Source organism: Paraburkholderia sp. JHI869 (assembly GCF_038900775.1).
Lineage (GTDB): Bacteria > Pseudomonadota > Gammaproteobacteria > Burkholderiales > Burkholderiaceae > Paraburkholderia.
The window spans coordinates 10244-24167 of sequence record NZ_JAYMSC010000007.1 but is presented as its reverse complement, the minus strand read 5'-3'; the positions used below and the strand labels follow the sequence as shown (position 1 = coordinate 24167).

The following is a 13924-nucleotide window of genomic DNA, read 5'->3' as shown; positions in this document are numbered from 1 at the left end:
CGCGCAGATCCTTGGCTCGCAAGCCGCAGGCGTTGAATGCCTGCGGCTTTTTCCGTTGTGCAGTACCCGCTCTCGCACGTCGATGAAGAAACCGCCACTGGACCGGCGCGACTGGATCGCCGGGCTCGAAAAAGGCCTCGCGATTCTCGAAGCCTTCGACAGCGAGCACGCGCGCATGACCCCCACGCAGGCGGCCGAGCGCACGGGCCTCTCGCGCACCGCTGCGCGCCGCTATCTGCTCACGCTCGAGTCGCTGGGCTATGTGTATACGGACGGCCGCCTGTACGGCCTCACGCCGCGCGTGCTGCGCGTGGGCTGGTCCTACTTCGATTCGGCGCGCCTGCCGCGCACCGTGCAGCCCTATTTGCAGCAGCTGAGCGCGACGCTCAACGAATCGGCCTATGTGAGCGTGCTCGATGGCTGGGATCTCGTCGTGATCGCGCGCAATGGCGTGTCCCGCGTGATGACCACGGGCTTCGTGCTCGGCGCGCGCGTGCCCGCGCCGCTCATCTCGCCAGGCGTCGTGCTGCTTGCGCACGAGGCCGACCAGGATGCGGTTTCTGCATGGCTCGATACGGTCGAGCTTTCGCCCTTCACGCCGCATACCATCACGAGCGGCGCGCGCCTGCGCGAGAAAATCGGGCGCGCGCGTGTGGATGGCTATGCGCTCATCGAGCAGCAGTTGCAGGTGGGCGTGCGCGGCATTGCCGTGCCGCTGAGGAATCGCATCGGCGAGGTGGTCGCCGCGCTCAGCACCAACATGCCGATGGGCGACGAAAGCCCTGAGGCCGCCCTCCAGCGCGTGTTGCCGCATCTGCAGGAAAGCGCGCTCGCCATGCTCAACGTGCTTTGATTTGCTTTGACGTGCCCTAGCGCTGCGTTAGCGCGGCATTGGCGCCAGCCACGCGCGCGTTGCCCGTGACCGCGAGCCCCGCCGTTGCGAGCGTTTCGCGCGCATGACCGCGTATGTCGTCGACGGCGTATTGTGCATCGGCGTTGCGCACCCATGCACGCACCAGCAAGCGCGCGCCGCCGCCAGACGGGTAGCAGTCCACGGCAACCGTCGGTGCGAGCGTCGTGCCGCTTTGCACACGCGGTTCGGTGGACACCATCTCCTTGAGCTTGCCGATGGCGGCGTCCACCTGATCGCGCCGCGCGAGATCGACGGTGACGTCAATGCGCTGCGTGCCACCGCTGCTGTAGTTGATGACGGGATTGCTCCAGATCTGGCTGTTCGGCACGAATACGACATTGCCGTCGCCGCGCTCGATGCGCGTCGTGAACAGGCCCACTTCGCACACGATGCCGGCCGCCGCGCCGCTGCCTTCGATCACGTCGCCCGCGCGAAACGGGCGCAGCATCAGCAGCATGATGCCCGCGGCGATATTTTGCAGGGTGCCTTGCAGCGCGAGGCCGATGGCGAGACCCGCAGCGCCTAGCGCGGCGAGCACGCTAGCCGTAGCGATGCCCACTTCGCTCAACGCAGCGACGAGCGCGATCACGCGCACGGTCCACGCCGCCATGCCCGCGAGCATCGGTGCGAGCGTCGGATCGGCATGCGAGTGCGCCAGCATGCTCGCGAACACGTGCGCAACGCGATTGGAAACCCACCAGCCCACCACCAGGATCAGCACGGCGACGATCAAATTCATCACGTCGTGCGTCATCGTGGCGAGCAGCGAGGGTTGCAGATGGAAAAGGCGGTTGAAGAAATCGTCCATGATCGGGAATCAAGTGGTTGCGATAGGGAGCGGGGTGCGCGCATTGCGCACCCCAAACAGACAAGCAGCAGTCCGCATGCCCGTAAGCTTTGAAAGCCCCGTCTTCGCACACACTTCAATCCGGCACCATTGCGGGACAATTGCCTGCGTCCGCAACGATCTCCTCATATAGCGAGACTAGAAGTCCACCGCGTCGCGAATGATCGGGCACGTCATGCAATGGCCGCCGCCGCGCCCGCGCCCCAGTTCCGCGCCCACGATGGTCACGACCTCGATTCCGGCCTTGCGCAGCAGCGTGTTCGTATAGGTGTTGCGGTCATAAGCGAACACCACGCCCGGCGACGTGCAAACCAGGTTCGCGCCGCTGTCCCATTGCGTGCGTTCGCGCTGATAGTCGTTGCCGCCCGCTTCCACCACGCGCATCTTCTTGACGCCGAGCGCCGCGCTGACCACTTCCACGAAGGACTTTTTCTCCTGGTGCAGTTCCACACCCGCCGGATGATCGCTGGGCCGGTACGTGAACGTTCGGGTGCGCGCGAGAAAATCCGGCGCGATCAGCACGCAGTCGCGATCGGCAAACGTGAAGACCGTGTCGAGGTGCATGGCCGCACGAATTTTCGGCATCGCGGCCACGATCACCTGTTCGGCCGCGCCCTTCCTGAACAGCGTTGCGGCAAGCTGGCTGATCGCCTGGCGCGACGTGCGCTCACTCATGCCGATCAGCACGGTCTTGTTGCCGATGGGCATGACGTCGCCGCCTTCGAGCGTCGCCATGCCGTGGTCCACCGTAGGGTCGCCCCACCACTCGTTGACCTTGCCCGCAAAGTCCGGATGGAACCGGTAGATTGCCGTGGTGAGGATCGTTTCCTCGTGACGCGCGGGCCAGTAGAGCGCATTGAGCGTCACGCCGCCGTAAATCCAGCAAGTGGTATCGCGCGTGTACAAGGTGTTCGGCAGCGGCGGCAGCAGATATTCGGTGGACCCGGCCGCTTCGCGCACGACCTTGAGCGCCGCGCCGCCATGCGATTCGGGAAAGTCGTAGATCGAGAGACCGCCGAGCAAGGTCTCCGCCAGCTTGCGGTCGTCGAGCCCTTCCAGATAGCTGCGCAGTTCGTCGATGAAACCCAGCCCGACCTGGTTCGGGACGATCTGATTGTCGAGAATCCACTTCTTGCCTTCGGGCACGGCAACGGTTTCGGCGAGCAGGTTGTGCATTTCCACGACTTCCACACCGCGGTCGCGCATCTTCGTGACGAAGTCGAAATGGTCGCGCTTCGCGTTGTCGACCCACAGCACGTCGTCGAACAGCAACTCGTCGCAATTGCTCGGCGTGAGACGCGAGTGCGCCATGCCAGGCGCGCACACCATCACCTTGCGCAGCTGGCCGACTTCCGAATACACGCCAAACGCGCTGTCGTTCTTCGCCTTGCCCTTGGCGCCCTTCGCGGCTTTTTCTGCCTTTTCTACCTTTTCGCCCTTTTCACTCTTCCCACTGCCCTTCGCCTTGGCCATATTGATCTCCACTCGCTCTCGTTAGACCGCCATGGTGCCCGTGGCCAGCGCAACGACGCCTACGATCGCCGCTACCGCCGCCACGATGAAAATGACCCAGTCGCTCGTACGCTGGAAAACCTTCAGCTTGCGCTCGCGCCGCGCGATGAAATACAGCACCGTGCCAGGCGCGTAAAGAATCGCCGAAAGCAGGATGAACTTGAGGCCACCGGCCACGATCATGAACAGCGTGTAGATCACGGCGACCGCGGCCAGTGCGAGATCGCGCTTGCGCTCTTCGGGCCGCACCTCGTAGCTCTCGCCTCGGTTCGAGACCATGAACCCGTAGGCCGCGACGAACAGATAGGGGATCAGCGACATCGAGCTCGTGAGGTTGAGCATCAGCGAGAACGCATCGCGCGAGAAATACGTGCTCGCCACCAATAGCTGCACGACGATGTTGGTGATCCAGAGCGCATTGGCCGGCACATTATTGGCGTTTTCGCGCGCGAACACGGCCGGCATGTCCTGATTGCGCGCTGCCGCGAACATCACCTCCGCGCAGATGAGCGACCACGCCAGATACGCGCCCAGCACAGAAACGATCAGGCCGATGCTCACGAAGATCCCGCCCCACGGACCGACCACGCTTTCGAGCACGGCCGCCATGGAGGGCTGGCGCATACCCGCCACATCCGCGCGCGGCAGCACGGCGAAAGGCAGCATGGAAACGAGCACCATGAGCGTGGTCACCCCGGCGAAGCCGAAGATCGTTGCGCGCCCCACGTCTGCGCGCTCCTTCGCATAGCGCGAATACACACTCGCACCTTCAATGCCGATAAAAACGAACACAGTCACGAGCATCGTCGCGCGAATCTGCTGGATGAGACCGCCCTCTTGCGCAGCGGACTGGATATTCAGGTGAAAGGTGCCGTACTTGAATACGAACAGGAGGATGACGATGAACACCACGATCGGAATGACCTTGGCGAACGTCACGATGGTGTTGATGAACGCGGCCTGCTTCACGCCGCGAAGAATGAGAAAGTGAAACAGCCAGATGCCGATCGAAGCGACGATGATGGCCGTGACCGTATTGCCGTCGCCGAAAACCGGGAAAAACGCGCCCAGCGTGGACTTGATCAGCACCCAGTACGAAACGTTGCCGATGCAACTGCCGATCCAGTAACCGAATGCGGAGAGGAAGCCGGGGTAATCGCCGAAGCCCTCCTTGGCGTACATGAACACACCGGCGTCGAGCTTCGGCTTGCGCTCCGCGAGCGCCTGAAACACGCGCGCGAGCGTGTACATACCCACGCCCGCCACGAGCCACGCAATGGCCGCGCCGACCGGTCCCGTTGCATTAGCGAAAGTTCGCGGCAGAGAAAAGATCCCGGCGCCCACCATGCCCCCGACTACCATCGCGGTCAACTGCACGCGACTCATCTTCTGCTCGGTATCGGCCATCGGTTTCCTCGCTTTGTCTTGAACTTCGCTTTATCGAGCGACCAACCACACCTGCGTTCACTTCACCGCGTCACGCGCACCGAGTTGTTGCCCATCAGCACACGCACGCGATCACCAGGAACGAACTGCTGATCCGCATCCTGGACCACCGATATCAGTTGCCCCGAATCCAGACGCACGACGATTTCAAGGCCCTGCCGCTGCGTGACGCGCTGCTCCACGGCATTGCCTGCCGCACCGCCCAGCACCGCGCCGCCGATGCCCGCCGCAACGGAGCCCGTGCCGCGCCCGATGTTGCTGCCTGCCGCGATGCCGCCAAGCGCGCCGCCCGTTATCGCGCCAATGCCCGTGGGACCCGGCTGGATTGTGATGGGGCGCACGGTTTCGACCGCGCCGAGTTCGATCACGAACACCTGCTGCGCCTGTGCCGGTGTGAAAACGGAGCCCGAAGTCGGCGCCTCGCAGCCGGAAAGCGCGAGCGAGGCGGCCACTGTGCCAAGAAGTGTTACAGCGAGATATCGCATGACATTCCCCCTAATGCGGCGCATTGCGGATTCGCTAATTCATTTGGCCTGTTTGCTAACGATTCAACATATATTCATTAGCGAACATTTAGCCATTACGTACCCGGTGATTCTCCTCTGCTATCCATCCTCCGGACACCTGACGAACATTATGGAATACGATTCGCACATGATGTATTCAACGTGGCATTCGTTCGAGAATAGTTCAGCAATTCAATGTGGCGCGTATTTTTCATCCGCGATTTCCCGCGCTCACATTACGACAGGTTGAAGATCACAAAAAGGCTCGAACATGAAATCGACGGATGACCAGAAATTGTCGCTGCCGGTACTGACGGCCATGGTCGTGGGGTCCATGGTCGGCGCTGGCATCTATTCGCTGCCGCGCAATTTCGCGCTCGAAGCGGGCCCAACTGCCGCCGTCGTCTCATGGTGCATTGCGGGAGGCGGCATGTATATGCTGGCCCGAGTGTTCCAGCTTCTCGCGGAAATCCGGCCCGACCTCGACTCGGGCATCTTTGCTTATGCACGCGACGGCTTTGGCGGCTACGCCGGCTTTCTCTCCGCATTCGGTTACTGGATGGCCGGTTGCTTCGGCAACGTCTCTTATTGGGTGCTGATCAAATCCACGCTCGGCGCATTCGTCCCAGCATTTGGAAACGGCAATACGCCGATTGCCATTGCGGTTTCATCGGTCGGCATTTGGGCATTTCACTGGATGCTGTTGCGGGGCATTCAACAGGCCACGCTCATCAATGCGATTCTCACTGTCGTGAAGATTTTGCCGATTTTCGTTTTTATCGGTATTTTGAGCGTTTATGCGAGCGCGGAGCCATTTACCAGCAATCTCGCGGAAAGCGCTCAGGGGCTTGCCCCGCAGGTCAAGGGGACCATGCTCGTCACGGTATTCGTGTTTCTCGGCATTGAAGGGGCGAGCGTGTATTCCCGCTACGCGAAAAAGCGCTCGGACGTGGGGACCGCCACGGTACTCGGCTTTGCCTTCGTGCTGTTGCTGCTCGTGCTCGTCACGCTACTGCCCTACGCGCACCTCATGCGCGCGGATATCGCCGTCATGCGGCAACCTTCGATGGCGTCGGTGCTGGGCGCCGTCATCGGCTCGCCGGGGTTGGTGTTCATTGGCGGTGCCCTGATCGTCTCGGTTCTGGGCGCCTACCTCGCATGGTCGCTGATCTGCGCGGAAGTGCTGTATGCAAGCGCGAAAGCGGACGCCATGCCAGCCATCTTTGCGCGCCGCAACGCGCGGCAGCTTCCCACCGCCGCGATCTGGCTCACGAGCGGCGTGGTGCAGGCCTTCGTCATCAGCACGTACTGGTCCACCGACGCTTTCTCGCTCATGCTGCGCCTCACGAGCGCCATGGCGCTCATCCCCTACTTTTTCGTGGCGACCTTCGGACTCAAGGCCATACGCGCGCTCCCGCAATCGGCCATGAGCGCACGAAAGCGCGCGCAGAGCTATGCCACAGCAGTCATCGCCACGATTTATACACTGTTCCTGCTTTACGCTTGCGGGCTGGAACTGCTCGTCATGTCAGCGCTCCTGTATGGGCCCGGCAGCCTGCTTTACATGTGGGCGCGGCGCGAGCGTGGCCAGGCGTTCTTTTCCCGGCCTGAGTGGTGCGCGTTTCTCGTGGTGATGGGTGGCGGACTCGTTGCGATTTTCGGGCTGAGCAGCTCCGCCTGGCGTTAGCCGCGCGCCATTGCGCCGCACCGCCGCCATTCAGATGTTCCAACGTTCGACAGCGAGGAACCATGCCTATCAGCTACGCGCTCCGCAAGGCGCAGCTCGCCGCCGTCGAGCAGCGCGCGATGAAGATTTCCATTTACGTCGTGTGCCTCGGTTTCGCGGCCAACGTCGGTTACGGCTTCCTTGTGCAGTCAGACACGCTGCTGCTGACTGCCATCTTCTATCTGCTCAATCTCATCAGCTCCGCGCTCGGATTGCTCGCGGCCACCGTGATCAGCCGGCCCGCGACGACGCGCTTCGAATATGGCTACTGGTTTCTCGAGCCGCTCGTGAACGGCATCAACGGTCTCATGATGCTGCTGGTTTGCGTGTATGGCTTCGTGAACGGGATCGAGGGCATACGTTCTGGGGGTCACGTCGTCAATGCGTCCGGCGTCATCCTGATCAGCATGGCGAGTTGCGTGGTCTGCTTTGCCATGGTGGTCTACAAGAAGCGCGCCGCCGCGCAGATCAATTCCAAGCTGCTCAAAACCGATGGCTGGAAATGGATCATGAAATTCTCGTTCAGCGCGGCCACGCTGCTCGGCTTCTTCGTGTATTCGATCTTGCCCGAAAGCTTTCACGATCTATGGGCGCGCTATATCGACAGCGCGATGACCGCGGGGCTCTCGCTGATATTTCTCTCCGCGCCGGTGAAAATCGTGCGCACGAGCTTCGCTGAATTGCTGCACATGAGCCCCGAAGAGAACAATCCGCGCTCGGAAATCGAGAAGGCGCTTTCGAAGCTCGAACGCGAGCTTGACATTCTGCGCCATCACACCCACGTCATTCAGGCGGGCCGGCGCAATTTTGTCGAAGTCAATGTGCTTGTTGGCGCAACGTCCCCGTTAAGCGATCTCGCCTCGCAGGACCGGTTGCGCGAACGGATCTGGGAAACGCTCAGCGCGAACCCGCTGGAAAACCGCCTCACCGTACAGATCACCGCGGACCCGCGCTGGGAAGACGGACGCGAACCGGGATGACGCTCACCTCACCAAACCGCGCTCAATGAAGGTGAAAATTCCAGCGGCGTACCCGTCTTTTCCCAACCGCCGCCCATCGCCCTGAACAGCGCGATCTGCGCGCTCAGTTCGCCAACCCGCTCGCGTACGAGCGCCGCCTCGCTATCCGCGAGCGCAAGTTGCGCGCGATCGACGTCCATGCGCCCCACCTCGCCCACGCGCAACTGCGTTTGCGCTTTGCCGAGGAGCGTGCGGCGCTGCGCCACTTCGTCGTTGCGCGCGGCCTGCAGTTGCGCCTGGCGCGAGAGCCGCGTGAGCGCCTGCTCGACGTCGAAGAGCGCGCCGTTAGCCGCTTTTTCATAGGCGATTTCCGCTGCGCGCGCCTGGGCGTCTGTTGCCTGCACGCGCGATTCGCGCGCGCCAAAATCGATGAGCGGCATCATCGCCGCCACGCCGAAGAGCCACAACGTGCTCGGCCCGAGCGACTGCCCCGCAATTTCCCAGCCGTTGCGCGCGAGCACGGCGCTCAGCGAAAACGTCGGCCAGTAGTTCAGGCGCGCCACATCCGCCTGACGTATGCTCGCGAACAGACGGTCGCGCGCGGCAATCAGGTCGGGACGCCGTTCGAGCAAATCGACCGGCTGCCCCGGCGCGATTGCGGGTAACGCGTTCGGGAGACCGGTGGTCTCGTCGAGCACATCCGCCAGTTCGCCGGGCCTCGCCGCGCAGATCTGCTCGATGGAAAGACGGGCCGCCACAATCGCGCTATTGACCTCCTGTTCGCGCGCTTGCACCTGCGCCAGCGCCGCACGCGCTGCGTCGATGTCGGTGCTCAACACCACGCCGGCCGTGAAGCTGTGCTGCGCAATCACGACGAAGTCCTCCGCGATCTTGCGGCTTTGCACGACGAAGCGGCGCTGCTCGATCAGCCCGCGGTATGTCATGTAGGCGTCGGCGACGGTGGCGACCACCGCGAGCCGCGCGGCCTGCGCATCGCCCGCCGCGGCGAGCGTGATCGCACGCGCGGCGGCCAGTCTTGCGCGCCCGCGCCCGAACACGTCGATTTCCCACTGTGTTTGCAGCCCCACACGCCAGAACTGCGCATCGAGATCGGTGATGCCAAGGAACTGCGCAAATTCGAGCTGCGTTTCGCCACCGTGGTATTTCGCGGCCTCCACGCCCACACCTACGGTTGGCAGCAAGGCCGAGCGCGCTGCGAGGATGTTCGAGCGTGCGTCGTCCACGCGCGTAGCCGCGAGCGCGAGATCGTAGTTATGCTCCAGCGCGCGTTGAATCAGCGTGTTGAGCGATGGGTCGTTGTACTGGAGCCACCAGTTCGCGAGCTGCGTTTCATCGAGCGATTGTGCACTCGTCGAATTGACTTTGTTTTGCTGATATTGCCCGGGCAGATCAGGAGGTCGATCCAGTTTCAGCGGGCCGGTGCATGCCGCTAGCAACGCAAGTAATACGGGCCCTTTCGCGAGCCGTCGCATGCAACGCGCCGCCGAACGCACATCGCGAACATCATCACGTTTCATGATGTTCTCCGTTCGTGCCGTTCGATTTGCGCGGTTCAGTCTCGTCGCTGCGGATCGAGAAGAACTGCACGTAGAGTGCGGGCACCGCGGCCATGGTCAGCACCGTCGCAAACGCGAGGCCCGCCATCATCGTGATCGCCATGTCCTTGAAGAACGGGTCCCAAAGCAGCGGCACCATGCCGAGTATCGTCGTGCCCGCCGCAAGAGCGACCGGTCGCAGGCGGCTCTTGGAGCCGTCAATTACGGCCCGCATGCGTGGCAGGCCGGAGGCGATCTGCAGATCGATTTCATCGACGAGAACGACGCCGTTCTTGATCAGCATGCCAATGAGGCTGAGCAGGCCGAGTAGCGACATGAAGCCGAACGCGCCGCGAAAAAGCAGCAGCCCGATGGTCACGCCGCAGATCGACATCGGTACGACGAGCAGTACGATCAATGCGGGCTTGAGCCGCCCGAACATGAACAGCACGAGCAGCACCATGCCCGCAAACCCGATCGGTAATTGCCGGAAGAGACTTTCCTTTGCCATGTTCGACGACTCGTACTCGCCGCCCCACTCGAGCCGGTAGCCGGGCGGCAACGGGATAGCCTCGATCGGCGCGCGAATGCGATCGAAGGCCGCCACGCTGTTCTCGCCGTAGAGCGTGCCCGCCGATACGGTCAACGTGCGGATGCGGTCGCGCCGCGAGATCAAGCCATCTTCGGTGCCGTACGTGACGCCGGTCAGAACGTCGGCAACGGGAACGTAACGCCGTTGGCCGAGGCTGAAGATCTGCAGGCCCGCCACGCGCTCGATGCCGTTCTCGCCAGAAGGCTCGTTGAGCACGATCGGCAGCAGCAGATCGTTGTCGCGGAAGATGCCGACGCGAAGACCTTCGGTTGCGTACGCAAGCGTGTCATTGAGTTGCCGCCGCGTCACACCGAGCGCGCGGGCGCGCGTGTCGTCGAACACCGGCCGCACCACGTTCACGGGGTTTTCCCAGTCGTTGCGTATTGATTGCAGACCTGCATCCTTGTGGAGCACGGCCTCGGCCTGCGCGCCCAACGAGCGCAAAACCGCGGGATCGGGGCCGAGAAAGCGCGCCTGGATCGGCAGCCCGCTAGACGGCCCGAAGTTCGGCCGCGTGACTGACCAGCTTACGTCGGGAAAGCGCTTGCGCAGTTCGGTGTCGAGCTTCGGGATCATGCCGTCGATGCGCGAGGCGTCGTCCACCGTCACAATGAACTGCGCGTACGACGGGTCCTGGGTCTCGGGATCGTAGACCAGGATGAAACGCGTCGCCCCGCCGCCGATATAGGTCCCGACGTTCACCACGCCTGGTTGCGCGAGCAACAGTTTCTCCGGGCCTTTCGTTCGCTCCATCACCGTGCGGATATCGGCGCCGCGCGGCAAACGCATATCGACATAGAAGATCGGATTGGTCGACGCAGGAAAGAAACTCTGCTCGACGAAGCGAAAGCCCCAGACGCACACCGCGAACAGCACCACCATCGCGGCGATGACCCACACGCGCCGTCGCTCGACCCAGCCGAGCAGCCCCCCATACCGGCGATAGAGCGGCGCATCGAAAGGGTCCTTCTGCTCGCCTTCCGCCTTGCGGAAGAAATAATAGCCAAGCAATGGCGTGAGCGCGATCGCGATGACCCAGCTAAGCAGCAACGAAATCGCCGCCACGGCAAAGAGCGACGCGCAGAACTCGCCCACGGCGTCGGGCGACATGCCGATGCCGGAAAACGCGAGAATGCCGACAACCGTCGAAGCCAGCAGCAGCCACTGCCCCTGCTTGAGCACCTGCGCGGCGGCTTCGATGTGTGAGAGCCCCTTTTGCACGCGCACGAGCATGCCTTCGCAAACGACGATGGAGTTGTCGGTGAGCATGCCCATCACGATGATCAGCGCGCCGAGCGAAATGCGCTGCAATTCGATTCCCACCGCGTACATCACGAACAGCGTGCCGAGAATGGAGAGGAACAGTTCGATGCCGAGCACGACGCCAGCACGCCATCCAAGCCCGATACCGAGCGCCACCGTCACGATGCCAACGGAGAGCAAAACGTCCAGGACGAAGCCGCGCACCGCCGCGTCGACGGCATCGGGCTGATCGTAGAGCACGTGCAATTCGATGCCGAGCGGTCTCGATCGTTCGAGCGCCTGCATCTTCGCCTTCACTTCCTCGCCAACCTTCACGACATTGACGCCCGAGCGCGCACTGATGCCTATTGTCAAGGCATCCTGACCGTTGTAACGGATGGCCTGCGTGGGTATGCTCGCGTAGCCGAAATGGACGCGGGCCACGTCGCCGAGCAGCAGCTCGCCCGGCGTCGTGCCGATGGGCAGCGCGCGGACGGCAGCGAGCGTGTCGAGCGTGCCGGTTGGCGAGAGACGCATGAGCTGATCGCCCACGCGCTCGCGTCCCGCACTGCGAATTTCGTTCTGCACGCCGAGCGCCTGCGCGATATCGTCCGACGACAGATTGTTCGCAACCAGCAGGGACTGGTCGGCCGTGATCGTGACCTGCTCCTGCTGATTGCCGGCGATGACAATATCGGCCACGTCCGGAATGGTGAGCAGTTCCTTGCGCAGGTCGCGTGCGTAGTCGAACAACTGCGACTGCGAATAGCCCTTGCCCGTGATCGCATAGAACATGCCGTACACGTCGCCGAAACGGTCGAACACGATCGGCGGCCCGGCACCCGGCGGCAGGCGCGGCGTCACGTCATTCACCTGACGGCGCAACTGCTCCCAGATCTGCTGCAACGCCTTCGACGCGTACTGATCGCGAATCTGCACCCGGACTTCCGAGTAGCCCGCCATCGAACGCGAGCGGATGAAATCCACCTGCTCCAGTTGCTGAACCGCGCTCTCTATCCGGTCGGTCACTTCGCTTTCGACCTGCCTCGCGCTCGCGCCCGGATAGAGCGTCACCACCACGGCGGTCTTGATCGTAAACTTCGGATCTTCGAGCCGCCCGATGTCGATATACGCGATGATGCCGCCGATCAACGACACCAGCGCAATGGTCCATGCAATGAGCGGTTTCTCGATTAATGCTCGCGCCAGATTCATGGGTTCGCTTCCAGTGGGCGAACTTCTTCGCCTTCGGACACGAACTGCGACCCGGCGGCCACCACCTGGTCGCCTGCATGCAGCGCACCGGTCACCACGGCGTCGTTCTGCCGGATTTCCTGCAATTCGACCGCAGTGCGCTGCACGCGATGGGTCTGCGCATCATATTTCCAGACCGCGCGACTGCCGTCCGCGGCAACCGTCAGCGCGTTCACCGGCACAGTCAGCGAGGACTGCGCGCCAGCCGAGGCCGGCACATCGATGCTCACGCGCAATGCCATGCCGGGCAGCAGCGTGAGTTGTTCGGGCCGCGCAAGCGAAAACAGCAGGCGGTAAACACTGCCTGCGGGCGTCGAAACGGTGGAATGCTCGCGATACACGAGCGGAAAGATCGTCGAAGGCCGGTCAGGCGGCCACGCCTGCGCGCGCAACGCGCTGCCGAACGGCAGCGATTCGGCGACGTTCTGGGGCAACGCCACGCCCACTTCGAGCCGCGAAGTCGCTTCGAGCGTGAAGACGGGGGCGCCGGCCTGCACCACCTGTTGCGTTTCGATGGTACGCCGCGCGATGCGGCCGTCGAACGGCGCAATAAGCTGGGTATTGCGCAAGTCGCGGCGCGCGAGATCGCGTTGCGCACGCGCCATTTCGACAGCGGCCTTCAACTGATCGTAGGCCGCGCCGGAGAGAATGTTTTCGTCGTGCAGCGCGGACTTGCGCTTGAGGTCTTCGGCGAGTTGATTGTATTGGGCTTCGGCGCGCTGCACCTGGAGCCGGTAGGGCTCGTCGTCCACGCGGGCGAGCAGTTGGCCTTGCCGTACACGCGCGCCGTCGAGCACCGCGATCTGCACGACACGCCCTGGCACTTCAAATGCGATGGCGGAAACGTTGGTCGTTTCGACCTGGCCGGAGAACACGCGCAATTGACTCGCGGCGCTCGTGCCAACGCTAGCCAGTTCGACCATGCGCGGCTCGTGCGTCTGTGCGGTCGGTGCGGGCTTTCCGCATGCCGCCAGCACGGCGGCGAGAAGCACCGCGACCGCACAGTGACGAGCGCGCGTGGACCGCTGCACCCCCGGCCTTGCATCCGCACTCGAATTTGAAAAGGCATCCTGACCGCTCATTCGTGCCCTCGCAATCAGTTGTCTCGTCATCGACCGAACGCGCATACACGCGTTAGCTAACTTCGTTCACGTCATGCAGTGCATGGCCGATGCAAAAGTCAAACGATCTGACGCGAAGTGAGCATAGCGGATTCTTTCGCGGCGAAATTTGAACGCGGCCGGGCGAACGCCGCCTTCGCGCCCCAATCCGTACTGTTCAGCGTCTTCTAAACTGTACCGGTACTGTACCGCGCACTGTCGATAAACTGGTTCCCGTCGAATCTGTCTTCTCTTTCCGGAGCCCCTCGCA

Annotated in this window: 10 protein-coding genes; 3 read left to right on the top strand and 7 right to left on the bottom strand. The window is 62.9% G+C overall.

Translation table 11 applies throughout. The features are described 5' to 3' along the window. Positions 1-82: 82 nt before the first annotated feature. Positions 83-853, top strand: a complete 771-nt coding sequence (locus VSR72_RS14360; protein WP_342953000.1) for an IclR family transcriptional regulator C-terminal domain-containing protein — start codon at positions 83-85, stop codon at positions 851-853. 16 nt (positions 854-869) lie between these two features. Here VSR72_RS14360 and VSR72_RS14355 read toward each other — a convergent pair whose 3' ends face one another. From VSR72_RS14355 to VSR72_RS14340, 4 genes are all read right to left on the bottom strand, one after another. Next, positions 870-1721: a mechanosensitive ion channel family protein gene (locus VSR72_RS14355; protein WP_342952999.1), complete on the bottom strand. Its 852-nt coding sequence runs from the start codon at positions 1719-1721 to the stop codon at positions 870-872. A gap of 177 nt (positions 1722-1898) precedes the next feature. After that, on the bottom strand, positions 1899-3233 hold the full coding sequence (gene arcA, locus VSR72_RS14350) for an arginine deiminase (RefSeq protein ID WP_342952998.1): 1335 nt from the start codon (positions 3231-3233) through the stop codon (positions 1899-1901). Positions 3234-3254: 21 nt separating this feature from the next. Next, a complete protein-coding gene (locus VSR72_RS14345) occupies positions 3255-4679 on the bottom strand; it encodes a basic amino acid/polyamine antiporter (RefSeq protein WP_342952997.1) in 1425 nt (474 codons plus the stop codon). Positions 4680-4741: 62 nt separating this feature from the next. Further along, positions 4742-5203 (bottom strand): hypothetical protein, encoded by a 462-nt coding sequence (locus VSR72_RS14340; RefSeq protein WP_342952996.1) that lies wholly within the window; start codon positions 5201-5203, stop codon positions 4742-4744. A gap of 292 nt (positions 5204-5495) precedes the next feature. On the opposite strand from VSR72_RS14340, the gene VSR72_RS14335 reads away from it, so the two are divergent. Together VSR72_RS14335 and VSR72_RS14330 are read left to right on the top strand one after the other, a co-directional pair. Further along, on the top strand, positions 5496-6911 hold the full coding sequence (locus VSR72_RS14335) for a basic amino acid/polyamine antiporter (protein ID WP_342952995.1): 1416 nt from the start codon (positions 5496-5498) through the stop codon (positions 6909-6911). Between the two features lie 62 nt (positions 6912-6973). Then, positions 6974-7930, top strand: a complete 957-nt coding sequence (locus tag VSR72_RS14330) for a cation diffusion facilitator family transporter (RefSeq protein ID WP_342952994.1) — start codon at positions 6974-6976, stop codon at positions 7928-7930. 8 nt (positions 7931-7938) lie between these two features. Here VSR72_RS14330 and VSR72_RS14325 read toward each other — a convergent pair whose 3' ends face one another. The 3 genes from VSR72_RS14325 to VSR72_RS14315 are packed head-to-tail and all read right to left on the bottom strand — an operon-like array spanning position 7939 to position 13476. Next, on the bottom strand, positions 7939-9447 hold the full coding sequence (locus tag VSR72_RS14325; protein WP_342952993.1) for an efflux transporter outer membrane subunit: 1509 nt from the start codon (positions 9445-9447) through the stop codon (positions 7939-7941). Continuing rightward, the gene (locus VSR72_RS14320; protein WP_342952992.1) at positions 9437-12514 is read right to left on the bottom strand and encodes an efflux RND transporter permease subunit; all 3078 of its coding nucleotides are present in this window, start codon (positions 12512-12514) and stop codon (positions 9437-9439) included. Before VSR72_RS14320 ends, VSR72_RS14325 begins: the two co-directional genes overlap by 11 nt. Beyond that, entirely contained in the window at positions 12511-13476 is a 966-nt protein-coding gene (locus tag VSR72_RS14315; protein WP_342952991.1) for an efflux RND transporter periplasmic adaptor subunit, read from the bottom strand. Before VSR72_RS14315 ends, VSR72_RS14320 begins: the two co-directional genes overlap by 4 nt. Between the last annotated feature and the right edge of the window lie 448 nt (positions 13477-13924).